Below are 25,515 nucleotides of genomic sequence, written 5' to 3' on the forward strand. Positions count from 1 at the left end.
GTTGCTATGTCAGCAAAGCTCCAAACAAACGCGATTGACGGCCAGAGTTAAAGAGCTCACAGAGCGGGCAAGCCTAGGGCAAAAGGCCCGACCCTATGCCCCTTCAACCAACATTTATCGCCGCAATCACAAAACTTATGCCCGCGAAGACCAACACCACACAACAACAGGCATAGCCAGACCAGATGCCAACACCGCTGCTCAGACCAACGACCTGTCATTCCACCAAACGCTCAAACTAACCCCACCTCAAGCCCCAACTTCACGCCAATCGCAAACCGCAGCCCATTTCCAGCTACCAGTTCACCAGCACCAAAGTCTTAAGGAGAACATTACGGGAATAGACCACGACCAAAACACGCTCCATGCTCTAGCCATGCAAACAGCAGACGGACAAGTCCGGGATCTTTGACAACTGAAAAACGAAAAGCATCTCCTCAAGACAAAGCGGGAGAGGCTTGCAATGCAGGCTAGTCCCTCAGGCTTTGACCACACCTACGAGCGATCATGCACCAAACCGAAGCGGCGAATGACCGTCAGTAGCGCAAGCTAAAAAAGGAAGAACACCGAAAGTCAACATCATCACTTACGCAAAAACTGCTCCAATAGGTAACGCCCCTCAAACTGCCAATGCGACAGGCGTCCTGTATGTCCCATAATCAGCAAGCCCATACATTGAGCAATGGAGCCCGCAGTCCATTCCTTTGCTCGATCACCAAACTCAACGGCAGCACTGCATTCAATCATACGAACGGTTGCGCCGACCTGGCGATTGAGCACAGCATCAAGCTCACGCCCCAGACCAACCGGCTTGAGGCCGTTGAACAGATATAGGCCAAGAGCAAGGTCATCTGGGCGACTGTCATAAAAGTCAAAGAACGCAAGTACTCCGGCAGAGGCAGACTGCGCAGGAAATGCAGCACCCTCGATTGCTTCAGTCACCGCATGATGAAGCTGTTCAAGTGTTTCTTGCAGGACAGCACAATAGAGCTCTTCTTTGCCGTGAAAGTAAGGATAGATGGCTCCTGTCGTACAACCCACAGCGCGGGCGATGGACCGCATTGATGCTCCATCAAGCCCGTCTTGTGAAAACACGTCGCGGGCAGCTTTGGCAATGAGGGAACGGCGAGCTTCACGCAAATGCTCAGCCCGCTTCTGCCGTGCCTCAGCTTCTGCATCTTCCTGATGATTTAAGTTGGCCATAGTCACTTACATTATAGAGGAGCATTTATCGGTCTGTTTGCGGTCCAGTCAAAAGTACCTTGATCACGCTCACGAACGGCCTGCTTCCAGGAGACATCTTCAGCGCGCTTCTTGAAGTTCATCCCTTCCGGGCTATGGCGAGTAATACCATCAAACAGCGTGGCAATCATTTGCGTCTGGTAAAGCCCCATAGACTCGATTGCTTGATTGATCATGAGTTTTTGCATCATCAACTGGTTTATCGGAATGCCAGCCATGCGCTCGGCTAGTCTTTCAACTTCCGCATCAAGCTGATCAGCTGGCACTGCCTTGTGAACCAGTCCAATTCGCTCAGCTTCATGGCCATCAATCTTATCACCTGTCAGCAACATACGTTTCGCACGTTCAGCGCCAAGCCGATACACCCACATCGCAGTCGTTGGACAGCCCCAAACACGCACCGGCATATAGCCGATATGAGCATCTTCTGACATCACGATCATATCTGAACAAAGAGCAATATCAGAACCACCAGCAACGGCATGGCCATGCACCTTAGCGATAACAGGCCGATAACTGCGCCATAATGACATGAACAGGTCCGTGTTCTGCTTCATGAAGGCATAGTCCTTCATCGGGTCCCATGGCATTTCTTGTACACCCGGGTTACTGCCTTCGGTTTCGGCATAAGCCGTCAGATCATAACCTGCACAAAACGCCGGGCCGTTTCCTCCCAGCACGATCACATGAACACCGTCGTCTGTATTGGCTCGTGCCACACAGGCAGCCAACTCATGCGGAATATCCATATCAATGGCATTCATCACATCAGGTCGGTTTAGTGTAATGCGCGCAATCCGCCCGTCTTTCTCATAAAGTACCTTTGCCATGATCCCCTCCCATAACGACTCAACTAAAATATAACAGTGTTATATCGAGAGGAATTGGCCAAAAGAAGAACCCGGCAACACCATCAGTTACCGGGCTTTAATGAGCTAGAGCTCTTCCAGATTGGGAAGAGCCATACGATCAAGGACGAGAAGAGGTGTAATCCACTGATCCGGACGATTGTAAGCTCCACAAAAAACAGTAACGACAATATCAAGAGCAGGAACCACAAAAAGCCGCTGCCCACCATTACCAGCACCGGAGATGACAGGAAAAGCGCGATTGGCCGCTGGTACAAAATGCTCCTGCCAATACCAGGAGTTGCTGTACTGCGAGCCAAAAGCAGTTCTCACCTGTGGTGTCATGTAAGTCTCAAGCCATGTATCAGGAACAATCTGCCGCCCATTCCATTTTCCACCAGCAGCAACCATCTGGCCAATGCGGGTCAATCCCTCCGCCGTCAATCTTAGGCCGGAAGCTGGAGAAGGAACCCCATCCGAACCTCGCATCCAATGGAACTGCGAGATGCCAAGAGGTGCGAAAAGATTTTCTTTGGCAAACGCCTCAAGATCCTGCCCTGTTCCAGCAGAGATCAGGCGTCCTAACAACGCAGTGCAGCCACCGTTATAGTGCCACCGCACGCCTGGCTGCTCAATGATCGGGCGATCCAGAATAAAGCGATATCTGTCTGGAGCATTCTCCATCATAATTTCACTGTTGCGTGGATCAGAATACGGCAGATCTTCGTTCCACTCAGTACCCATCGTCATGTTAAGCGCATTGTTGATGGTCCAGGCAGCGCGCTGCGGGTCTTCTTTCAAATCAGCATAATCTGGGAAAGCATCAAACAAAGACGCATCCGGAGAAGGCACCTTGCCCATCCCCAATGCAATGCCATAAAGCAAACTGGTGATGCTCTTGGTTACAGAGCGCAGATCATGCAGCGTATCGCGTTGAAACTTCACCGTGCCCAGATCTTCTGCCCATGCAAAATCTCGTCCTTCAAAAAAGTGCTCAAATACAATTTTGTCGCCATGGGCAATCATCACCCCATGCAGATCGGTCAGCAGACCTGACTTCACGCCAAGTTCCAGCTTCTCAGAAAGATCATGTGCTGTTTTGAACTGAGCCTGTACCGCTCCAGTTCCGGCAGCCAAGGTCATGCTTCCAACCGCCATTTTCAGCACGCTCCGTCTGTTCATTGTCATTCTGATGATCCTATTCCAGTGCCGAGATGTCCCCTTGCTCGAAAAAACGCGCGATGAAAAAGCGTGAGAAGGTTGGAAGAGATTCCGGCAGAAAAGCCAACTGGCAAATTTCTAGTAGTGTTTATTGTGGTTCCAAAATGGAAAAATCAAAGATCTTGGAAAGTTCAGTAAAGGCACACCAACGTGTCACCCTACGCAGAAAACGCAAGATCCAGACCTAAGATAGAAACTACCTTTAGATCCATCAAGGTGGAAATCTACGCTTCCGCCTTGAAACCTCAAAGAAAACACCGCGAGTTTTTCACCTAAAGCTCAAGCAGAAGCTCTGCGCCTGCGTCCTTTGCACGTGAGCAGCATAGAACCAGAGTGTCTTCCTTCTCTTTTCCGCTCAGCACAAAGTCACGGTGCTCAACATCGGCACCCTTGTATTTTGCGGTGCAGACGCCACAAATACCGTCCGAGCACTTGGTTGGAACAGAAATACCGTTCTCGTTCAGTACATCCGCTGCGCTCTTGTCCTCAGGGATCTCAATGCGCTCACCTGTTGAGGCCAGTTTCACAAAGAAGCTGGTGTTCACGTAGTCGCCCTGATCCGGAACGGAGAAGTACTCTTTGTGCAGGCTTTCTTCTGCCCAGCCATTAGCAGCAGCCGTATCCAACACCCCATCCATGAAGACATCAGGGCCACACGTATAGACATGATAGCCATCCTCATAGTTGGCAAGAATGGATTTCAGATCAGCACGCGTGCCTTCGCTGGAACAATGAATGAAGGCTTTATCTGCCCACTGCGCATTTTGGATTTCTTCGATGAAGCCCGCTTTGTGGCGATGGCGGAAGCAGTAATGCAGCTCAAAAGGTTTGCCGAGCGCATGCAGTCGGTGCGCCATGGCGATCATCGGCGTTACCCCAATACCGCCACCAAACAAAAGCGTCTTCTTGGCATCTTCATGCAAAGGGAAATGGTTGATCGGCTTGGAAATGAACACACGGCGTCCTTCGTGGAAAATCCGATGCATCAGCGCAGAACCGCCGCGCCCTTCTTTTTCTTCCAAAACGCCAATAACATACTTGCTGTTATCTGCCGGATCACCCGCCAGCGAGTATTGGCGCAAGAACTCAGGCGCAACAACCACATCAATATGGGCACCCGCCTCAAATACAGGAAGCGGAGAACCATCATCCAATGTGAACTCGTAGCGCGACACGCCTTCAGCTTCCACATTCACTTTGGACAGGCGCACCGCTAAAACAGGCGAGGAGCTTGCACTCACCTTGTAAACAGGAGCAAGGTCGTTAGATCCGGAAGCGAGACGAGCCTTGTACTCTTCCGCAGAAATCATGCCCTGATAAGCCTTGATGCCCGCTTCACGGTCCATCATGAACGGGAACGGCCACGGATGCGGCGCGAGGTTGGCCGGGTACACGGCAAGGGTCTGGTCTTCGTATTTCAGATCGAGGTCCAGCTGCAACTCACGCGCGTTGGTCTCCTCCGCAATCACGTAGTTGCCTTCGCCGCTGGCAACCAGATCCCACCACCATTTCTTGACGGGGTTGATGGAACCGTTCCCCAGCTTGTCATCAAGCTTGGCAAGCATTTTGGCCGAAGAAGGCATCTTCATCGCAGTCCAGCGGAACGGGGCTTCACTGAACAAGCCCTCAAGGTTCCACGGACACGTCTTCATACAGCGGCCACACAAGGAACCCGCTGGCTGAGACACGCGGTAGCGAGCGCATTTTTCGGAGTCAGACTTCCAGATCTCATAGCCGTTGAACATACGTTTCGGCCCGGCAGTGATCGCGCCGGATGGGCACTCACGCGCACACTTGTTACAGCTTTCACAGAAACGCTGCAGGCCGAAGTCGATGGGCTTGTCATAAGTGAACGGCATGTCGGTGGTCACAACGCCGGACTTCAGGCGCGGGCCGAGATATGGGTTCAGAATAACCTCACCAATGCGACTCACTTCGCCAAGGCCGGAAAGCAGCAGCAGCGGAGGCTGGAGCACTTCGCCGTCCACGACAGAGTGACACCGCGCCGGATAACCTAGACGGCGGATCTGCTCAGCAACGATACCACCGATAATGGAGGTACGCAGATAGGCGCGCATAGACTGGGCGCCAGAGATCCAGTCGTCCCCGCTGGCACCCTCCATCGTCTCATGCCCCTGATCCACCAGAATGGAGATCGCGTTCTTATGATACGGCTTAATCGGCTCGCCGCGCGCATCATGGGAGTAATAGGCATAGTCTGGGCAGCGGGATAGGCCAACGGCATCAGCCCCGAGGAAATACAGCGCTGACTTCACATTGGCTGCATTCTTATCCGGATCCACCGCACTTGGTGAAATTTCCGACGCCGTATCACCGTCCTGCAGCAGGATCAGCGCGGCTAGGGCGCGGCGGGCGCAGTATCCCATCGGGTTTTTTGCCAGATAGCCACCGTTTTTGGCAGCCTCCTGCAACGGTTTGCCCATATCGCCGAACAGCGCACGTGCAAACATGTCGGTTCGCTTGGGAACGCGAGGCACACGCGGCTCATCAATGAAGGTGGTCGTCTCTTCAACCCGCTTGATCCGCTCAAACGGAAACGCCCCCATATGATAGTCGCGGTTTTCAAAGGGCTTACGGTTGAAGGCGTTTTTGAACGTCCCCATACCCAGCTGCCAGGCAGGGCCGTGTGAACTCCAGATATCAGCCAGGTTACGAGGCGCAAGCGGTTGATCCGGCGTCAGCTCCAGCGTGGTGGTGATGGCGGCCAGAGTGAACTCGCGGCCAACGTACGGATTGGAAACAACCGTCTCACCATCCTTCTCCACCACCTCAACAAGACCTGCTGAAACAGCCAGCCGGTTCAGATCCACATCCGCACTGCTGGTGGTATGCGCACGTGCCTCCACACCCAGCAAGCGCAGATAGTTGGCTAGTACTACGGCCACTTCTGCTGCCCGAATGGCAGAGCGCTGTTCGCAGGTGCCGGTGATCCAGTCCCCACCCGGCTCATCAGCTCTCGGTGCGCGTGGATGCTCCATCAACACAACGAGCGCAGATCTATGATGCGTCACAGGCCCCGGCGTGCCAGCTGCACTGTCGCGCACATCTGCCATGGTCACGTCAATACCGGCAGCAAGCGTCTTCGGCTGGAACGTCTGCAGATCTTTCGCAAGTTTATCCAGGTCAGGATTGCGCAATGGCTGATCGAGGAAGTGCTCAGGAACCAGATCACAGGTTCCCATCATGGTCGCATCAAAGAAGTAACCCGCAGCCTTGAGGTGATTGGCCCGATCCTGCGGATCATCAGGAATCTCAGAGAGCTTGGCATTGTGCGCGCCGTCACGGATCGCATCCATGATCGCGCTGAAAGACGCCATCGAGTTGCTCAGGATCTCGGGATTATCAGCTTGAGAGTAAATCGTCGGCTGCACACGGGGCACACGCCCCAGATCCACAGCCTCTTGCGTCCGCTTCAGTCGTTCAGAAGGATACGGTCCAAGATGAACCTTTCTGTTTTTGTATGAAAACAGACGCATAATATTCTCCCCAACCGGTGTGAGCTTGGCGATGCTCTTACTCCGGCTTTTTTAAGCAGCAGCAGTAGTACAGCCCTCCCCGACCGGACCACTGCGAAAATTCATCAATCAACTCATAGGCATTGCTGAGCTCATGTCAACAATAAGCACCCGGATCACGGCGACGTGAAAGGAAAGCCGCAGCTAAACGACAATATAATTGCCAGCAAAGCGACCACAATTGAGATTTTCACTCAAATCACCTCGCATTTGAGGGGATACTGCCAGTTTCAACCCTGCAACACCCTTTCTCAATTCCATCTGCCGGAACCGGCCAGAGGCACCCCAGCAAGCCGTAGAAGCAGCATATGATCACTAAATCCGCTTCAGCCAAATCACAGAGACGCGGAGGACTACGCCATCATCCGCACATAAAAAAAGAGGCTCAGCATTTTCAGCTGAACCTCTTATGCGATGGAGCCTGCGAGCTTTTACTTGATCTCAATCTCATAGGTATTTCCGCCGGAGATCACGCGACCCGACGTGTACATCCGAAACTTCGTCACCACTTTGTCTGTGCCGCGAAAGTCCTTGTCCGGCGAGTAGTACATGATCAGATCGTTCGTCACCTTACCCGCGCACTTACCTGCAGAACTTGGCAGCGCAGAGCGGGATTGCACAAAGCGCACAACACCATGCTCCGGCTTTTTGACGAAAGAGACCTTAGGCAGCTCTGCGGAGCCGCAGGTTTCAGGAACGTAATAGCTATAAACGTTGAGTTTTGCAGTGCGATTGGCTGCAACCTGCTTCCGGATGATCTCTGCATTTACACTGAATGAGAACATCACAAACACGAAGACTAAAAAATACTTCATCGCAATTCTCCCAAAATTTAAATCAAAATTATATAAACTAGAGAATCGACAAAGCACAATAAAACATATGTAATATTCATATTGAGCACACAGATAGATCTATTCTTTAATTTCAAGCATCTCCTTTACGTCAGGTTCTATTTTAGCAAAACAACACAAGCTAATATTTAGAATGCAAACTCTAGTTCTACATCGAATTCTTATAAATCATTGATTGTGCAAGGCTCATGCAGATATTCGTAGCACTTGAGCGACCAGTTCCTCTCGCGTAAGCCGTCCATCCAATCGCAAAGCGGGCTTACCGCAGCTTTTCATCCACGCCTCATGCCGATGCCGGCTTCTGCCAGTGAACTCAGGATTTTCGTATTGTGATGCCCATTTAAAGAAGGCGTCATGGATCTCAAACATGTCTCCACCTTCCAGAATGCGATCTCCAAAACGCTCTTGCTCTCGCTTCTTCAGGCGTCGCAACCGCAACTCTTGCGGCAAGCTGAGAAAAACAATAAGGGTCGCATCCGCTATAAAATCTTTGGCCCAGTTCTCGCAGGCACCAGTCAACACCCAACTTCCGTCTCCCAGAACTGGCGCCATAAGCTTCACCCGCTCTTCCTCAGGCCGCTTAATGGAAAACGGTGGATCTGTTTGCTCCCAAAAGTAATCGTCTGAATCTGCATGAGGAATGGAAAGGGCTTGTGACAAGCCACGCCCAAGCGTGGTTGACCCGGAGCAGGAAGCCCCGAAAACATAAATTCGATTGTGCATCGCTAAAACCTTTTGGAAAGGCAATCAGGAAGGGATCCGCGCAGCAAGATCACTGGCAAATCGAACAAGCTCGCTTTGCGAGACAAAGCCAACCTTCTCAGTTATTCGTGCCAGATGATTACGCGCAGTGTTATAACTAATCTGCATTTTGTCAGCTGTCTCCCGCATTGACAGCCCACCCACAAGACATTGCACCAACTCAGCTTCTCGCAGTGAAATGCTTAGATAGCTCTGCAGCATCTGAACGTCAGTCACCGGAAGATCTGCCGGATCAATGAGAATGCAAAGGACTGGCTGATATTCACCGAGAAAACAATCAAGATAGGGCTGTGTCGCCATTAAAGTTTCAAGCGGAACTGCGGCAAAAATCATTGAAGCTCGCTCTTCGCTCTGAAGCACACAAGGAACCTGAGGCATCTGTGTTGCGCGTGCCATGTGAACAGAACGCTCAATATGCGCACGATGAGAATGACACTTGCTTGAAAGGGAGACACTACGGTCAACAAGCAGTCTTTCTCCTTTACGCAGCACAGCTTCTCCCCGCTGGTTTGCAAGCGCTACATGCAGGCCATGGTCCAGCACGAAAGCAGCACTCGGTATGCGCTCCAGCCAAAACAACTGATCATCACACTCAAACCGCCGCCGCTCCAACTCCAACCCAAGGGCAAAAGCGGACTGAAAGCGCGGCCTGATAAACTCCAATATCGAGCAAAGTTCATCATCCTCCTGCCCCACAAACTTCTCTGGCATAGTCGCCGTGATGACAGCACCATCGGTTCCTTTCCGATGCAGGACAATGCCACGTGAACGATCACACTTGTTCTGTCTGGAAAGAACACGCTCATAGAACTCAGAGCGTTTGACTTGATCAGGACTAATGAAGCGCTCGCTGTAAATCACTTCATCAAAAGCCGCGGCATCCATCAAGGCTGGAAACGGGTTCACACTCTCCCCCTCCCGCATATCCTGCTCAAAGCCATCATCGCAGTTCCAAAAAGCAAGATGATGCGTTTTCAGCTTGCGAAAGCACTGGGCCTGCACGCCAAACAACACCTCCGGATACGTGTGCGCCATCGGTTCAAGCGCACTGAAGATATCCTCTCCAAGGGCCGCACAGGCATACATACGTTTCACAAGAGTATCTTGCAGGTTCTGCAACGGATTTCTCCAGAAAGTGCTGGCTGATCTGCGCCAACAAAACAGTCATTCTAGCGAGGTATTCTCGCTGAAAGGTCACTGGCCAAACGCACCAGTTCACTTTGCGAGCCTAAGGACACCCGGTCGGTAATACGGGCCAGATGGTTGCGGGCGGTGTTGTAGCTGATCTGCATTTTGTCGGCTGTTTCACGAACCGACAAACCAACCACAAGGTTCTGGATCAACTCCGCTTCTCGTTTAGAAACATCCATACACTCCTGCAGATAAGTCACCGGTGCAACGGACAAACTGGACGGATCGATGACAATCGCAAGCACCGCCTCATCCGCAGGAACAAAACAATCAAGATAAGCAGGCGAGCGCTCCAACACCCGAATGGGTGTCATCGCAAAAAGCGCGCCCGGCATAAACTCCCCGTGCAAGGCCAAAGGCCCTATAGGCCTCTTATTTAGCCGAACATTTGCCGCCGTATCTTCCAGCAATTTACGTTGGCTATGAGAGCGGGTGGAAAGCTCACCACGGCAATCCACGTCTATCAAATCTGAGGAGCGAAACATCCGTTCAGCCTCAGCATTGGCAACAGCAACATGCAAGCCGCGATCAAGGACCATCGCCGCACTGGGAATGCGTTCAAGCCAATGTGCACCAAGATAAGCCTTCTGCTCTCGCTGCCTCAACTCAAGAGCCAGAGAGAATGCCCGCTGAAAATGAGGCCGAATGCGCTCCAATGTATCGCAAAGGAACAGGTCTTCTTTGCCGACAAAATCATCCGGCATTGTAAACGCGACAATCGCCGCATCCCCATCCTTCCGATGCATCAGAAAGCCACGGGAGCGATCAAACGTATTTCGCTTGCCCAAAACACGCTCATAAAACTCCGAGCGCTTGACCATGTCCGGCGCGATATAGCGCTCGCTGTAAAGAACGGATTGAAACGGGATAATCGCAGCCAATGGCGGAAACGGATTGCAGCTCCCTGCCTCATCCATGTCTTGCGCCATCCCGTCCTCAGCATTTTGAAAGGACATGTAATAGTAGTCATTGTTCAGATAACACTGCACCTGAACACCAAACAAAACATCACGGTTAGCAGCAGCAAGACCTTCAAAAACCTGCCCAAGATCCTGCCCCAGTATCACACTGGAATACATTCTCCCGATCAGGTCTTCAGCAACGCTCATCTCACCCTCTATCGCGGCACTCTCGCTGCCAGATCACTCGCAAGCCGCACCAACTCACTTTGTGAGTTCACGGAAACCTTGTCGGCAATACGGGCCATATGATTGCGGGCGGTGTTGTAGCTGATGTCCAGCGCATGCGAGGTTTCTCCCATGGAAGCGCCGTGCACCAGATGTTGCAGCAACTCCGCCTCTCGCTTTGAGATGCCAAAGTAATGTTGCAGGTTCTCCAGCTCTGCCAGAGGTCGATCACCTGGATCCATAATCATGCAAAGCAATGGCTGCAGCCCGCGCACAAACGGTGCCAGATAAGCGGGCGTTTCAGCCAACACGTCGATAGGCATCACCACAAAGAATGGATTGGGTGCAGCTTCCCCGTCCAAGACCAAAGGCCCCAACGGCTTGCTCGTCACCCGGCATTTGGTAACCGCATCCTCAAACAACTTGCGATGCCCGTTGTGGCGGGAGGAAACCTCACCGCGTCGATCAATGAAAAAGCTTTCGTTACTGCCAAAGAACACCTCAGCCTGCTTGTTCGCAAAGGCAACATGCATACCCTGATCTAGAATGAAGGCAGCGCTCGGAATGCGATCCAGCCAGAACGTATATGCATCCGTCAGCCCCCGCCGCTGCTCCAAATGCAACGCCACCGAAAATGCACTTTGGAAATGGGGCCGTACCGTATCGAGGGTCTTATCAAGCTGCACGGCATCAGAACCGTCAAAGTCAGACTGCACGGCGACTGAAACCATGGCTGTGTCCATACCATTGCGATGGATTAGAAAGGCTCGAACACGGTCAAACGTGCCATAGTCGCTGAACACGAGGTCAAAGAAGTCCGTATCACGGATTTCATCCGGACTGATGAAGTCCTCAGTATGGATCAAGCCATTCATAGGCGCGAACTTGGCAAAACGCGGAAGTGGGTTGCTCTGCCCAGCGGCAACAATCTTCGCCGCCATGTCATCCTCTGTATTGTGCAAGGCCATGTGATGATATTGGAGCGAATTGAGCGAAACGATCTTGTAGCAGAGCAGGGTTTCGCGAAAAGAGGATGCCATTGGTGCAAAAGCCTGACCGATATCCTCTCCAAGAGCGATATTGGCGTAGAGCTTCCTCACCATCTCATCATGCACACCCTGCATCAGCCCACCCGAATCGAATAAACACCCCTTCTGTCTCTACGTAAATTAAATAGTAAAAATTCCAGATAGCAATAAATTGAGATAATATTTTCTTCGGATGCCGATGCGAAAAACAATTCACACCGATATCTCTCGAGGAATACCCCTGAAAAAACTCAGATATTCATGATGAATACAGACAAATACGCACTCTGCTTAGCAAACAACTGCTACTCATCATCACTTAAGGCTTGTGCGTCTCTTTCAACACCAGTCGCGTCACAATCGCATTATCACGCTCTTCCAGAGTGAACTCCCACCCCATCCTCCGGGCAATGCGCTCACACAGGGAAAGCCCGAAGCCAAAGCTCTCCTCATAGACTGAGGCAGCCCCGTCTTTCTTGCTTGTAGCAACCGGGTTTTCGATCATAAACACACCATCACGATAGCTGATTGTGATCTCCCCTTTTTGGGCATGCTGGAACGCATTTCGGATCAGGTTGCCAAACAGAATAAGCAGCGGTGCCTTCGGAAGCTCAGCCTCGTCCTCACTCAGATCCAGATGCTCCGTCAGCGGTTTGTTGCCCTTCAGATAATCCAGCTCCTCAATGCAGCCCATGATCAGCTTCGCAGGCACAAGCTTCTCCACTCGCGGCGGCGCAGAACTCTCCCGGCCCAGCCACAACAGTGTCTCAACAATGATCCGCATATTGAGGTTCGCCCGCTGGATGCGCTCCACCGGCACCGCGTCCTCCGGATCACTCTCCCGGCTCTTCAGCAACGAGATATTGCCGGCAATCACCGTGATCGGCGTCCGCAGCTCATGGCTCGCGTAACGCAGGAACGTCTGCTCCCGCTCCACAAACTCCGAAATCCGCGCCACGGTACGAGAGAGCTTCACAGCAAGATTGTTTAGCTCCCGATACCGGAAGTCCGGCGGCGCTTCACCCACATTTTCGCTATCCAGAGACTGGGCCCAGTTCTCTAGCGCTGCGATGGGTTTGATCAGACGCTTGGAAAGAATGCGGGCACACACAAAAGTCGCCAGCAGGTTGATGAACCCAACAATCGCGAAAGCTATGATGACGACCTGATCCTCTTCAGAGCCTTCAACATATTCCTCTGTACTCTCAAGCGTGATATAGAGGTTCCGCCCGTCTTCAAGCGGATAGATGTAGAGATAGAGGTAATACGTCGACTTGCAGTTGCCCTCCGCATCACACTCCTGATCTTCCTCATCAAAATACAGCTCCAGCGGCTCCAGCGTTTCGTCTTCAAAATGACGTGCCATGTCCGGCGGTAATGTCTCCAAAGAAAATGCACTTCGGATCAGATAAGTTTCGGGCAGCGGAGCATTCGGATCGACCTGCGCGGCCTCCTCATAGGACCGCCCCAGATCATCCATCATGTAGATGATGCTCTCATCAGAGCCAGCGATAAAGAAGATCGGCAGCAAGAACGTATAGAGCAGCAGCAACAGAATGACGCTGATGAAGAACGTGATGCCAAGCTCACGAAAGATGCTGCGTCCGCGCACCCCAACGGCTGCCTTACTCGCCATCCACTTTCTCCCGAAGACTGTATCCCCCATTGGCATCGCGATAGATCACCTCAACCTCATCGGGTTGCTGAAGTTGCTGGCGGAGTTTGTAGAGATGCACATTCAGGCTGTTACTTTCTGGCGGTTCATCCCCCCACAACGCCCGTTCCAACTGCTCCCGGCTCACAGAGGCCGGACTGTGCTTGACCAGAACACTCAGGATCTTCCAGGCCGTTGGCGACAAACGCAGCACCCGATCCCCACGCTTGGCGATGTTGCGTGCAAAATCCACCTGCAGATCCGCAAGCTCAAACAGCTTCGACTGCGCACTCCGCCGACCCGACAACGCCCGTATCCGCACCACAAGCTCTTCAAAGGCGAAAGGCTTGACCAGATAGTCATCCGTCCCAGCCTCAAACCCGGCCAGCTTGTCAGAAAGCTCATCCCGCGCTGTCAGCATCAGCACCGGTCGATCAATCCCTTCACTACGCAAGGTCTCGCAAACAGTCAGCCCATCCATCTTCGGCAATGTCAGATCAAGGATGATGACATCGAAGTATCCTTCCCGCGCAAACTCCAGCCCCGCCTCACCGTTATAAGCATGATCGCAGCTGATGCCGTGCATCTTCAGCACATCAGAAATCGTGCCCGCCAGATCCAGATCATCTTCGATCAGAAGCGCAAGCAGGTTCTCTTTTTCGGTTTGTGCCATCATCTCATTTGCCCAACGTGCTCATCCACCACAAAACTCTCAGGTACACAGCACCCCATGGCAGCATGCATCCCACTCTCAGCGTTCATCAATAGGCCATCGCCAATAACCAACGAGTGAACGCTGCCGCACTTTCTGCCAACCACAGATATTTACCTTGAGCCTCCACAGGTCATATACATAGCCAAACAACACACCACCCGGAAATGTACCTGAGAAGTCGATATGCCAATCAGAATGAAACCCAAGTCCTATGGCCCCCTCACCGTTGCGTCTCATGAGTACGGCCAGTTCTGGGTGACCAACGAGTTCGGGCATCAATACTCAGCAGGTCTGGGAGACTCCGATGAATTCTCCGCTCCATCAGACCTGATCATGTCCGCCCTTGGGTCGTGTATGGCAATCTCATTGGAAATGGTGGCCAAGCAGCAAAAGGTGGCACTTGGCAATGTCTACATTACTGTAAACGCGGAAAAGGCATCCACATTGCCCCACCGCTTTGGCAGCTTCCATCTGGAGTTTGCTCTCCCGGAGTTTGAGGACCACGAGAAAGCAGAGGCCATGCTCAAAGCTGCCAAAGAAATTTGCACAGTGTCCAACACGCTCAACGCAGAGATCAGCTTCTCACTCGTTTAGCGCAGAACACCAGCTCAAGCTTTCACAATCATCTTGCCGGTATTGGCACCAGTGAACAAACCACACAGCGCCTCTGGCAATTTCTCAAAGCCATCAATCACGGTCTCGTTGTACCTGATCTTGCCGTCCCGCACCCACGGCCCCATCACTTTCAGCATTTCATCCATGCGAGCGGTGTAATCCCGCGCTAAAACCCCAGTCATGGTCGCGCGTTTGTAAAGGAAGTGATGCAGCAAACGTGGCCCCATGTTCGGCACCTCAAGACCAGACTGATACTGACTGATCTGACCACAAATGATGATGCGCGCCCGCAGGTTCATGCTCTCGATGAAAGCGTCAGTCGTAACTCCGCCTGTGTTGTCATAGTAGATATCGACACCGTCCGGAGCATGTTCCGTAAAAGCCTGCTTCATGCCCTCAACATCACTCACTTGCCGATAATTGATGGCCGCATCAAACCCGAGTTCTTCGGTGATCCAGCGCGCTTTCTCATCAGAGCCAACCACACCAATCACCCGAAGCCCAGCCAACTTGCCGATCTGGCCAACGATGGAACCAACCGCACCGGCAGCGCCGCTCACCACCAGAGTTTCACCCGGTCTTGGCTTTCCAGCTTCCAGCAGACCGAAATAGGCAATCCGCCCCGGCATACCAAGCACATGCAACGCTGTTGAGGGCGAAACCTCATCAGCATCCAGCAAGCGGCAGTCTGCAACGGCCCGAAGCCCCGCACTGCGCCAGCCCATATAGGTTTCAACCCAGTCGCCGACCTTGAGCGCCGTAACACCCTCGCCCACTCGGGTGACCCGGCCAACAACAGCTGCACCCTGTACTTCTCCGGTTGGATGCGGCGCTTCCCAGGTATCTTTGGAACTTTGCTGAATACGCATATATGGGTCGACGGACCAGTATGCCCCTTCAACCACAACCTCACCCCGCACAGGTGTAAGGTCCTGCTCCACTTCCTCATACCGATAATTCGCCGGAGACACGTCCGCCTCTGGCCGCACCTCATAAATCCACTGTTTAACCAGCACCATGTTCTTCTTCTTTTCAGTAAGAAGCCCGAAGCAGATCTGCCCCGGGCCAAAATATCAGCTAATCAAAAAGCAGTATCAGCGCATCTGGCGCGCACTGCCGGAAATGCGAATGGAGGAACCTGCTTCAGCTGGGATATGAGCAGTAATGAGAGACTTTGATCCCATATCCTCACCCTGCACAATGTGGATTTCACCACCATGAGCCCAGCCAATATCTCGTAAGTAGCCGGAAAACGCCGCAGCAGCAGCGCCCGTGGCAGGGTCTTCAAACACACCCGCTGAGGCAAACGCATTGCGCACATCAAACTCTTGCGGTCCACGAACATGAACCAGCATGATCGTCACCAGCCCCTGTCCAAGCATAAACTGCTTCATGACTTCCAGATCATAGGCCATCCCAGCCAGTTTAGCTCTGTCCCTCAAAGCGAGCACCAGATGGTTTGCACCACCATGAATACGAGCTGGCGGGATGCGAAGGTCCAGATCACTTTCATTCAAACCAAGCAGCCCAAGCAGCTCAGCTTTCACGTCATCTTCCAAACTCGCACTCTTAGTCTGCGGAGACTGCAAAGCAGCTTGTAGCTGCCCATTCTCCTGCCAGCTCTCAACGGAGATAACGGTTTCATTCAGTTCAAGCTGATGCGTTTTTCGTCCATGCTGCTGAGCCAGCACCGCACCCAATGCAATCGTTGCATGCCCGCAAAACGGCACTTCATTTTCTGGCGAAAAATACCGCACCCGATACCCGTCTTTGTCAGCAAGAGGCACCGCAAACACGGTCTCGGAATAGCCGAGATCAGCCGCAATAGACTGCATCTGCGCATCTGGAAGCATCGCCTCCCCCACAAGAACACCAGCAGGGTTGCCCCCCTCCTCTCCATGGGAGAATGCCGAGATATGTTGAAGCGCTAAAAGATCTGTCTGCATGAGAACCTCCAATCGTCATGACTGAAAAAATAGCCAGCAACGGCTCTCTGCTATATAGAGAATGAAAGGCGAATTGCACGAAATGCCCTCACATTTTAAAGCGAGAGAACAAAAGTGCCTAAAGAGATAAAACAGCTGGACGAAACTGCCTGCAAAATCCTCGAGATTCTGGAGCGTGATGCCCGCATATCCATCAGCGAACTGGCCAGTCGCATCGGCCTCTCCGCCCCCAGCACAACAGAGCGCGTCCGCAAGCTGGAACAAGACGGCATCATCACAGGCTTTACGGTAGAGATAAACCCTAAGGCGCTTGGCTACATTCTGGAAGCAATCGTGCGCGTCAAACCAAGCCCGGGCAACCTCCATGTAGTGGAACAGCTCATCCTCAATGAGCCCCGCTTCACCTCCTGCGATAAAGTCACCGGAGAAGATTGCTTCGTCACCCGCATCTACCTAAAAGACGTCAGCGAACTCGACGACCTGCTCGACCCACTCCACGAAAAAGCAATGACCAACACCTCAATTGTGAAGGCTTCTCCGATTAAGAACCGGATGGTACCATTGCGGTAAGCGTATCTGGCTTCAGAAGCTCAGTTTATTCTCAGTACCGGAGAGCAGTCTGCCGATATTCGCGCGGTGTTTGGCAACCACCATGGAGGCCATCGCCAGTGCGAAGATCTGGAAATAGATTGTATGACCAAATAGCGGGATAAAGGAAAGCACTACGAACAGCAGCGCTGCGCAGATGGAACCCAGAGAAACATAGCGGGTCACAGCAACGATAAGCACAAAAGACCCCAGACAACTTGCTGCAATAATCGGATCCAGCATGAACAGCACAGCGGCAGCCGTCAGCACACCTTTGCCGCCTCTGAAGCCGAAAAACACAGGCCAGTTGTGACCAACTATCGCCCCAGCTCCTGCAAGCAACATGCTCACACTGTCCACCGAAACACCAGAACCTGCATAAACACCAAGGTACAGGCCCACCAAACAGGCAACAACGCCTTTCAGAATATCACCGACAAGAACAACCAGAGCAGCAGGTTTTCCCAGAACACGCAGTGTGTTGGTTAATCCGGCAGACTTACTGCCATGCTCACGGATATCCTTGCCATAGGCTTTGCCAACCAACACAGCCGTGCTGATACTGCCCAGCAGATAACCCGCTCCAAGAGCTGCAATTAGCTTAATCAGATCAATCACAGAGTTAGCCCCTAGCCCACAACGCCCTGTAGCACCAGTTTCTGGTGCACCTCGATAATCTCATCGATACTAAGACGTCCGTCGGGACGATACCAGAAGCAAACACCAGTCAGCATGGCGATAATGGCGAAAGCAGCGACTTCTAAATCCACTTTAGGGAACGCACCAGTCTTCACACCATCAGAAAGGATGTTTCGCAGGTTCACCTCATACTGACTACGCTTGGTAACCACATCTGCACGGTACTCCTCCCCCAGAGACCGCAGTTCCAGATTCGCAATCACGACATCTGCACGGCGTTCAATGTGGTAGCGAATGTGAAACGCAACAAAGGCTTTGAGACGAGAAACCGGGTCATCCCCTTTGCGTTCCAGCTTTTCCCAGTTCTCAATCAGGCTCACCATATGCTGGTTCATCAGCGCCTGAAGCAGCTCATCCTTACTCTCCACATAGCGATAAACGGACCCTGGCTGCACCCCAACCTCAGCCGCAAGCTGACGAAGTGTCATCGCTTCAAAGCCCTTGGCTTCAATCAGCTTTTTCGCTGCGGAGTAGATTGCAGTCTTCGTATCTGCGCCAACGGAGCCTTTGGTTCGTGCCACGATCTGAGCCTTTATCATTCAACATAGGAGACGCAGTGTGTCTGCGCATGCCCGAGAGTTGCCTAGCAGTTTTCGGGAAAGAATACGCAACAGGAAATGCGCCCTAAGGGTTATTGCATAGTAACTGAGCGCCTGCTATTAATCAAACGAACGTTCGTTTAATTAATTTGCGATCCACTGGGAAGCTCAACAAAGAGCGTGGATTGACTGGATCGGTAGCAGGAGGAAGCGCCGTGTTTGACGCCGTAATGAATTTTGGTCTTGGTGAAGACATTGATGCTCTGCGCGAAACCATTCGCCGTTGGGCACAGGACAAACTCGCACCGCGCGCCGCTGAGATCGACGAGACCAACGAGTTTCCGAATGACCTCTGGACAGAGATGGGAGAACTCGGTGTGCTGGGCATGACGGCTGACCCGGAATACGGCGGCACCGGCATGGGCTACCTCGCCCACGTTGTTGCGGTTGAGGAAATCTCCCGCGCCTCCGCTTCCGTCGGCCTCTCCTACGGCGCACACTCCAACCTGTGCGTGAACCAGATCAACCGCCACGGCACGCCTGAGCAAAAGGCAAAGTACCTGCCAAAGCTCTGCTCTGGAGAGCATGTCGGCTCGCTGGCCATGTCCGAACCGGGCGCTGGTTCTGACGTTGTTTCCATGAAACTGCGCGCTGAAAAGCGCAACGACCGCTACGTGCTCAACGGCAACAAAATGTGGATCACAAACGGCCCGGACGCCTCCACTCTGGTCGTCTACGCCAAAACCGATCCAGACGCTGGCCCACGCGGCATGACAGCCTTCCTCATCGAAAAAGGCATGAAGGGTTTCTCCACCGCACAGAAGCTCGACAAACTCGGCATGCGCGGCTCCAACACCTGTGAGCTGGTCTTTGAAGACTGCGAAGTCCCTTACGAGAACGTCCTTGGCGAAGAAGGCAAAGGCGTGAACGTGCTGATGTCCGGTTTGGACTACGAGCGCGTCGTTCTCTCCGGCGGCCCACTGGGCATCATGGCAGCAGCTATGGACATCGTTGTGCCTTACATCCACGAGCGTAAGCAGTTCGGCAAGTCCATCGGCGAGTTCCAGCTGATGCAGGGCAAGATCGCTGACATGTACACCCTAATGAACGCCTCCCGTTCCTACGTGTACGCCGTGGCTGCCGCGTGTGACCGCGGCGAAACCACTCGTAAAGATTCTGCTGGCTGTATCCTCTACTCCGCAGAAAACGCAACTAAACTGGCGCTGGAAGCCATCCAGTCCCTCGGCGGCAACGGTTACATCAACGAGTACCCAACCGGTCGCCTGCTGCGTGATGCAAAACTTTATGAAATCGGCGCAGGCACATCCGAAATCCGCCGCATGCTGATTGGCCGTGAGCTCTTCCAGGAAACCAAATAATGGCTGTCATCAAGTCTCAGGCTGCAACGGGTTCGGAAAGTTACAAAAACAACCGCACCCAGCACCTCGCCGCAATGGATGAGGTCCGCGCAGCAAGCCAGCAAGCACTGTTAGGCGGGGGCGAAGGCCCTCGCGAGCGGCACGTGTCTCGTGGGAAAATCCTCCCGCGCGAGCGCGTTGCCCGTCTGATCGATCCAGGTTCTCCATTTCTGGAAGTCGGTCAGTTTGCTGCCCATAACATGTACGATAACGCCTCCCCTTCGGCTGGCATTGTCACCGGCATCGGTCGGGTCAACGGCATCGAATGCATGATCGTTGCCAACGATGCCACGGTTAAGGGCGGCACTTATTATCCGCTGACGGTGAAGAAGCACCTCCGCGCCCAAGAAATCGCCATGGAGAACAATCTCACGTGCATTTACTTGGTAGATTCTGGCGGAGCTAACCTGCCTCAGCAGGATGAAGTGTTCCCGGATAAAGAGCATTTCGGCCGTATTTTCTACAATCAAGCCAACATGTCCGCAAAGGGCATTCCGCAAATCGCGGTGGTTATGGGCTCCTGTACCGCTGGCGGCGCATACGTGCCAGCCATGTGCGATGAGACCATCATCGTGAAAGAGCAAGGCACCATCTTCCTCGCCGGTCCTCCACTGGTGAAAGCCGCCACGGGCGAAGTGGTTTCTGCTGAAGACTTGGGCGGCGGGGATGTTCACACCCGCCTCTCCGGTGTGGCAGACCACTTGGCCCGTGACGACGCTCATGCGCTGGCACTGGCCCGTCAGGCCGTCTCCAACCTTAACCGCCGCAAGCCGGATCAACTTCTGCTGCAAGCACCAGAAGATCCGCTCTACGACCCGGAAGAAATCCTCGGCGTTGTCCCGGCTGACCTAAAAACCCCATACGACGTGCGCGAAGTCATCGCCCGCGTGGTGGACGGTTCCCGTTTCGACGAGTTCAAAGCCCGCTACGGCACCACGCTCGTTACTGGTTTTGCGCACATTCACGGCATGCCAGTCGGTATCATCGCCAATAACGGCATCCTGTTCTCTGAAGCTGCCCTGAAAGGCGCGCACTTCGTTGAGCTATGCTGCCAGCGCAAAATCCCGCTGGTCTTCCTGCAGAACATCACCGGCTTCATGGTCGGTCAGAAGTACGAAGCAGGCGGCATCGCAAAAGACGGCGCAAAGCTCGTCACCGCGGTAGCATGTGCCAAAGTTCCAAAGATCACCATGCTCATCGGCGGCTCCTTCGGGGCTGGCAACTACGGCATGTGTGGCCGCGCTTACTCACCGCGCATGCTCTGGACGTGGCCAAGCTCCCGCATCTCCGTCATGGGCGGCCCTCAGGCCGCTGGCGTTCTGGCAACCGTGCGTCGTGATGGCATTGAGCGTAAAGGCGGCACGTGGTCAGCAGAAGAGGAAGCAACCTTCAAGCAGCCGATCATTGATCAGTTTGAAGAGCAAGGGCACCCGCTCTACGCGTCTGCACGCCTCTGGGATGATGGCATTGTCGACCCGCGCAAAACCCGCGACGTGCTGGCTCTGTCCATCGCAGCAACCCTCAACGCACCAATAGAAGACACGCCCTTCGGCGTCTTCCGCATGTAAGGGGCTCGGTATGCACGGAGAAGTCAGAGATGTTTGGCCTGTTGATGAGGCAATTATGAGCATTCTTCAGAAGAATATCCCAGATTTGGGTCTGAAAGACGAGCTATCAATCCTCTTCATCAGAGTCTTGGAAGGTCTCATCAAAGCAGGTGATCTCCTCTCAGTTTCCCAACGCAAGGCTTATGTATATGAAGTCGGCAAAGGAGACTTATTACTAGAAGATTCCAGAGAAATCATTACTGCGACCTGTGACATTCCTTATTCAGAAGCCTGCACTTTTAGACCGAATAGAGTAACAGGTGCTCCCGGCGCCACTGTTTCGCATTGGGGGACAGCATAATGTTCAAGAAAATCCTTATTGCGAACCGTGGCGAGATTGCTTGCCGTGTTGCAAAGTCTGCAAAAGCCCTCGGCATCAAAGTTGTGGCTGTCTACTCAGACGCCGACCGCGATGCCCGTCATGTGCAAATGGCAGATGAAGCTTACCGCCTCGGCCCAGCGCCAGTGGTAGAAAGCTATCTCAACATTCCTGAGCTGCTCGCAGCAGCTAAAACCAGCGGCGCAGACGCCATCCATCCGGGCTACGGTTTCCTTTCAGAAAACCCAGAGTTCGTGGAAGCAGTTGAAGCAGCTGGCCTCGTCTTCATCGGCCCTCCAGCAGACGCAATCCGCGCGATGGGTTTGAAAGACGCAGCGAAGAAGCTGATGGAAGAATCCGGCGTTCCTGTTGTACCAGGCTATCACGGCGACAACCAAGACGGCGAGTTCCTGAAAGCGGAAGCTGAGAAGATTGGCTATCCAGTTCTCATCAAAGCCCGTGCAGGCGGCGGCGGTAAAGGCATGCGCCGCGTTGATGATCCGGCAGACTTCATTGAAGCGCTGGAAGGCGCTCAACGTGAAGGCCAGTCCAGCTTTGGCGATCCACGCGTCCTCATCGAAAAGTACATCCTGTCCCCTCGCCACATCGAGGTTCAGGTCTTCTGTGATGGCCATGGCAACGCTGTTCACCTGTTCGAACGCGACTGTTCTCTACAGCGCCGCCACCAGAAGGTGATCGAAGAAGCTCCTGCCCCAGGCATGACCGAAGAGATGCGGAACGCCATGGGTGAAGCCGCTGTAAAAGCTGCTCAAGCCGTTGGCTATGAAGGGGCTGGCACCGTTGAGTTCATCGTTGATGGCTCTGACGGCCTGCGTCCTGATCGTTTCTGGTTCATGGAAATGAACACTCGCTTGCAGGTGGAGCATCCAGTTACCGAGGCAATCACCGGGCAAGATCTGGTCAACTGGCAGCTCTCCGTAGCAGCTGGCGGTACTCTGCCTCTGATGCAGGACGAGCTCACCATCTTCGGACATGCCTTCGAAGCGCGTATCTACGCTGAGGATGCTGAAGCAGGCTTCCTACCAGCAACAGGAACGCTGAACGAGCTCAAGCTGCCAGAACTGTTTGCCCGCATCGATAGCGGTGTGCGCAAAGGCGATACGATCACCCCTTACTACGATCCAATGATCGCAAAGGTGATCTGCCACGGCGAAACTCGTGAAGCCGCTCTGGCAAAGATGTCTCTGGCATTGGAAAAGAGTCACGCTGTCGGCTGCACCACCAACATCACCTTCCTGCATCGTCTATGTAACCACAAAGGCTTTGCAAAAGGAGAGATGGATACAGGTCTCATCGACCGTGAGCTGGAAGCTCTCACCAAACCAACAGCCCCAACCCGGCATGCTTTTGCAATGGCCGCTCTTATTGAGCTAGGCTTTGCAGCTGAGACTGCCGTAGTAGATGATGATCCATGGGTAAGCCTCACCGGTTGGCGTCACTGGACCGCTGCAAAGCAGTTCGCACACCTCTCATGGCGTGATGAAGTGACCGAGGTTGTTGCAAGCCGTCATCATGATGGCAGCCTGACCGTGACGATTGATGGTGAGACCTTCGATCTGCAGATCCTCTCCGTAGATAACAACCACATGCGCGTGGATTTCTCCGGTCAGATCACCTCTGCAGATTTCTTCGTCGAAGACACCAGCCTCACACTCTTCTCCGATGGTGTGACATGGCGCTTCGACCTGCCGGATCATCTGGCAGAACAGGACGACAGTGCAGCATCAGGCAATGCAATCACCTCTCCAATGCCGGGCCTCGTGCGTGCAGTAAACTGCAAGCCGGGTGATAAGGTATCTGAGGGCGACACCCTGATCGTCACTGAAGCCATGAAGATGGAACACTCTCTCAAAGCACCACGTGATGGTGTGGTAGCAGAAGTGATGGCGAACGCAGGTGACCAGGTGGAAGAAGGCGTTATACTCCTCACGCTTGAGGAGGAGGAATAACCGTTGTTGCCATCTGCGAATACCTATGAGGAACTCCGAGAAAAGTTTCAGTGGGACATCCCGGAGTTCTTCAACATTGGCGTAGATATCTGTGACAAGTGGGCGGACAAAGATGCCGCCCGCGAAGCACTCATCTTCGCTGAAGAAGAAGGGCCAACAACCACCTACACGTTCGGTGACTTGAAAAAGCTGAGCAATCAGCTGGCCAACCTGCTCGTTTCACAAGGCATCAATCGCGGTGATCGTGTCGGCATCCTGTTGCCGCAAGCACCAGAGACAGCCTTCTCCCATATCGCAATTCACAAGCTCGGCGGCATCTCCATTCCGCTCTTCTCCCTGTTCGGCGAAGAAGCACTGGAGTACCGACTGGGCAACTCCGGCGCCAAAGCTCTCATCACCAACAACGCTGGTGCTGCAAAGCTTGAAAAGATCCGTAGCCGCCTGCCAGAGCTTGAACTAATCCTGAACATCGAAGGCGCTGACTTCGGCACCCGCTCACTCCATGCTGAAATGGCAGAGCAGAACGAAGACTTCACACCCGTGAAGACCAAAGCCGAAGATCCTGCCATCATCATCTACACCTCTGGCACCACAGGCCAGCCGAAAGGCGCGCTGCACGCACACCGCACGCTGCTCGGCCACCTGCCCGGCGTAGAGATGCCGCACAACATGTTCCCGAAGGAAGGTGACCGTTTCTGGACGCCTGCGGACTGGGCATGGATTGGCGGTTTGATTGATGTTCTCCTGCCAAGCCTGCACCACGGTGTTACAGTCGTCGCCTGTCGCTTTAAGAAGTTCAGCGGTGAAGCAGCTTTCCAGCTGATGCAGGATCTGAAAATTCGCAATGCCTTCATCCCACCAACAGCGTTGAAGATGATGCGGCAGGTTGAGAACCCGAAGGACCGCTGGAACTACTCTCTCCGCTCTCTCGGCAGTGGTGGCGAAGCCCTTGGCGCTGAACTGATCCAATGGGGCCGAGATACATTTGGCCTGACAATCAGCGAGTTTTACGGCCAGACAGAGTGCAATCTGGTTGTCTCCACCTGCGCAGAGCTGATGGAAACCCGTCCGGGTGTTACCGGCAAAGCCGTGCCGGGCTTTGATGTGCAGATTGTAGACGACAACGGCACCATTCTGGAAACCGGTCAGCTCGGCAACATCGGCGTTCGCGCGCCGAACCCTGTTATGTTCCTGCAGTATTGGAATAATCCGGAAGCCACGAAGAAAAAGTTCTCCGGCGACTTTCTCATCACAGGCGATAAAGGCGTGATGGATAAAAACGGCTGGATCCAGTTTGTTGGCCGCGATGATGATGTCATCACATCTTCCGGCTATCGCATCGGCCCGGGCGAGATTGAAGACTGCCTGCTGAAACACGACGCTGTCGCCATGGCGGGTGTGATCGGTAAACCGGACAAACTGCGGACTGAGATCGTCAAAGCCTACATTGTGCTCAAGGAAGGCATTGAGCCCTCTGATGAACTCGCCAAAGAACTTTCTGAGTTTGTTAAGCAGCGTTTAGCTGCCCATGAATATCCAAGAGAACTGGAATTTGTCGAAGCCCTGCCAATGACAACAACCGGTAAGGTGATCCGCAGAGAACTTCGTGCCCGCGCTATCGACGAGGAGGTTTGAT

Annotated in this window: 22 protein-coding genes; 7 read left to right on the forward strand and 15 right to left on the reverse strand. The window is 53.3% G+C overall.

Features of this window, described 5'->3' with window-relative positions:
• Window positions 1-582: 582 nt before the first annotated feature.
• From PJE062_RS23320 to PJE062_RS23370, 11 genes are all read right to left on the reverse strand, one after another.
• On the reverse strand, window positions 583-1,203 hold the full coding sequence (locus tag PJE062_RS23320) for a TetR/AcrR family transcriptional regulator (RefSeq protein WP_008552665.1): 621 nt from the start codon (window positions 1,201-1,203) through the stop codon (window positions 583-585).
• Window positions 1,204-1,214: 11 nt separating this feature from the next.
• Entirely contained in the window at window positions 1,215-2,072 is an 858-nt protein-coding gene (locus PJE062_RS23325; protein ID WP_008552658.1) for a crotonase/enoyl-CoA hydratase family protein, read from the reverse strand.
• Window positions 2,073-2,177: 105 nt separating this feature from the next.
• Window positions 2,178-3,278 (reverse strand): serine hydrolase, encoded by a 1,101-nt coding sequence (locus tag PJE062_RS23330; protein WP_208982460.1) that lies wholly within the window; start codon window positions 3,276-3,278, stop codon window positions 2,178-2,180.
• Between the two features lie 305 nt (window positions 3,279-3,583).
• Window positions 3,584-6,808 (reverse strand): 2Fe-2S iron-sulfur cluster-binding protein, encoded by a 3,225-nt coding sequence (locus PJE062_RS23335; protein ID WP_008552663.1) that lies wholly within the window; start codon window positions 6,806-6,808, stop codon window positions 3,584-3,586.
• Between the two features lie 470 nt (window positions 6,809-7,278).
• The gene (locus PJE062_RS23340; protein WP_008552632.1) at window positions 7,279-7,662 is read right to left on the reverse strand and encodes a hypothetical protein; all 384 of its coding nucleotides are present in this window, start codon (window positions 7,660-7,662) and stop codon (window positions 7,279-7,281) included.
• 225 nt (window positions 7,663-7,887) lie between these two features.
• Window positions 7,888-8,424, reverse strand: coding sequence for an AAA family ATPase (locus PJE062_RS23345; protein WP_008552627.1), 537 nt, complete (start codon window positions 8,422-8,424; stop codon window positions 7,888-7,890).
• Between the two features lie 24 nt (window positions 8,425-8,448).
• Entirely contained in the window at window positions 8,449-9,582 is a 1,134-nt protein-coding gene (locus tag PJE062_RS23350; RefSeq protein ID WP_008552555.1) for a helix-turn-helix transcriptional regulator, read from the reverse strand.
• A gap of 50 nt (window positions 9,583-9,632) precedes the next feature.
• Window positions 9,633-10,763 (reverse strand): helix-turn-helix transcriptional regulator, encoded by a 1,131-nt coding sequence (locus tag PJE062_RS23355; protein WP_008552525.1) that lies wholly within the window; start codon window positions 10,761-10,763, stop codon window positions 9,633-9,635.
• A gap of 8 nt (window positions 10,764-10,771) precedes the next feature.
• A complete protein-coding gene (locus PJE062_RS23360) occupies window positions 10,772-11,905 on the reverse strand; it encodes a helix-turn-helix transcriptional regulator (protein WP_008552667.1) in 1,134 nt (377 codons plus the stop codon).
• 223 nt (window positions 11,906-12,128) lie between these two features.
• Entirely contained in the window at window positions 12,129-13,445 is a 1,317-nt protein-coding gene (locus PJE062_RS23365) for a HAMP domain-containing sensor histidine kinase (protein ID WP_208982461.1), read from the reverse strand.
• Entirely contained in the window at window positions 13,435-14,139 is a 705-nt protein-coding gene (locus PJE062_RS23370; protein ID WP_014287189.1) for a response regulator transcription factor, read from the reverse strand. Before PJE062_RS23370 ends, PJE062_RS23365 begins: the two co-directional genes overlap by 11 nt.
• A gap of 222 nt (window positions 14,140-14,361) precedes the next feature.
• Here PJE062_RS23370 and PJE062_RS23375 point away from each other — a divergent pair, with 222 nt between their 5' ends.
• Window positions 14,362-14,772: an OsmC family protein gene (locus tag PJE062_RS23375; RefSeq protein ID WP_008552626.1), complete on the forward strand. Its 411-nt coding sequence runs from the start codon at window positions 14,362-14,364 to the stop codon at window positions 14,770-14,772.
• Between the two features lie 14 nt (window positions 14,773-14,786).
• Here the strand turns inward: PJE062_RS23375 and PJE062_RS23380 are convergent, their stop codons facing one another.
• Window positions 14,787-15,812: an NADP-dependent oxidoreductase gene (locus PJE062_RS23380; protein WP_037038122.1), complete on the reverse strand. Its 1,026-nt coding sequence runs from the start codon at window positions 15,810-15,812 to the stop codon at window positions 14,787-14,789.
• A 75-nt stretch (window positions 15,813-15,887) separates the two neighbouring features.
• The gene (locus PJE062_RS23385; protein ID WP_008552587.1) at window positions 15,888-16,739 is read right to left on the reverse strand and encodes a PhzF family phenazine biosynthesis protein; all 852 of its coding nucleotides are present in this window, start codon (window positions 16,737-16,739) and stop codon (window positions 15,888-15,890) included.
• 114 nt (window positions 16,740-16,853) lie between these two features.
• Between PJE062_RS23385 and PJE062_RS23390 the strand changes: the two genes are divergently transcribed.
• Window positions 16,854-17,309 (forward strand): Lrp/AsnC family transcriptional regulator, encoded by a 456-nt coding sequence (locus tag PJE062_RS23390; protein WP_008552661.1) that lies wholly within the window; start codon window positions 16,854-16,856, stop codon window positions 17,307-17,309.
• 12 nt (window positions 17,310-17,321) lie between these two features.
• Here PJE062_RS23390 and plsY read toward each other — a convergent pair whose 3' ends face one another.
• Both plsY and PJE062_RS23400 read right to left on the reverse strand, forming a co-directional pair.
• Window positions 17,322-17,945: a glycerol-3-phosphate 1-O-acyltransferase PlsY gene (gene plsY / locus PJE062_RS23395; protein ID WP_008552574.1), complete on the reverse strand. Its 624-nt coding sequence runs from the start codon at window positions 17,943-17,945 to the stop codon at window positions 17,322-17,324.
• 11 nt (window positions 17,946-17,956) lie between these two features.
• A complete protein-coding gene (locus tag PJE062_RS23400) occupies window positions 17,957-18,547 on the reverse strand; it encodes a TetR/AcrR family transcriptional regulator (protein ID WP_008552581.1) in 591 nt (196 codons plus the stop codon).
• A gap of 248 nt (window positions 18,548-18,795) precedes the next feature.
• Here PJE062_RS23400 and PJE062_RS23405 point away from each other — a divergent pair, with 248 nt between their 5' ends.
• Genes PJE062_RS23405 through PJE062_RS23425 form a run of 5 tightly spaced genes read left to right on the forward strand, consistent with a single transcriptional unit; the run spans window position 18,796 to window position 25,514 of the window.
• Window positions 18,796-19,944: an isovaleryl-CoA dehydrogenase gene (locus PJE062_RS23405; protein ID WP_174519224.1), complete on the forward strand. Its 1,149-nt coding sequence runs from the start codon at window positions 18,796-18,798 to the stop codon at window positions 19,942-19,944.
• Window positions 19,944-21,551: a carboxyl transferase domain-containing protein gene (locus tag PJE062_RS23410; protein WP_008552520.1), complete on the forward strand. Its 1,608-nt coding sequence runs from the start codon at window positions 19,944-19,946 to the stop codon at window positions 21,549-21,551. The genes PJE062_RS23405 and PJE062_RS23410 overlap by 1 nt, the downstream gene beginning before the upstream one ends.
• 10 nt (window positions 21,552-21,561) lie before the next feature.
• Window positions 21,562-21,891, forward strand: a complete 330-nt coding sequence (locus PJE062_RS23415; protein WP_008552510.1) for a hypothetical protein — start codon at window positions 21,562-21,564, stop codon at window positions 21,889-21,891.
• Window positions 21,891-23,879 carry an acetyl/propionyl/methylcrotonyl-CoA carboxylase subunit alpha gene (locus PJE062_RS23420; protein WP_008552669.1) on the forward strand — a complete coding sequence of 663 codons (1,989 nt, stop codon included), beginning with the start codon at window positions 21,891-21,893 and terminating at the stop codon, window positions 23,877-23,879. Before PJE062_RS23415 ends, PJE062_RS23420 begins: the two co-directional genes overlap by 1 nt.
• A 3-nt stretch (window positions 23,880-23,882) precedes the next feature.
• Window positions 23,883-25,514, forward strand: coding sequence for an acyl-CoA synthetase (locus PJE062_RS23425; RefSeq protein WP_008552634.1), 1,632 nt, complete (start codon window positions 23,883-23,885; stop codon window positions 25,512-25,514).
• Window position 25,515 lies beyond the last annotated feature (1 nt).

This window comes from Pseudovibrio sp. JE062 (genome assembly GCF_000156235.1).
Classification (GTDB): Bacteria; Pseudomonadota; Alphaproteobacteria; order Rhizobiales; family Stappiaceae; genus Pseudovibrio.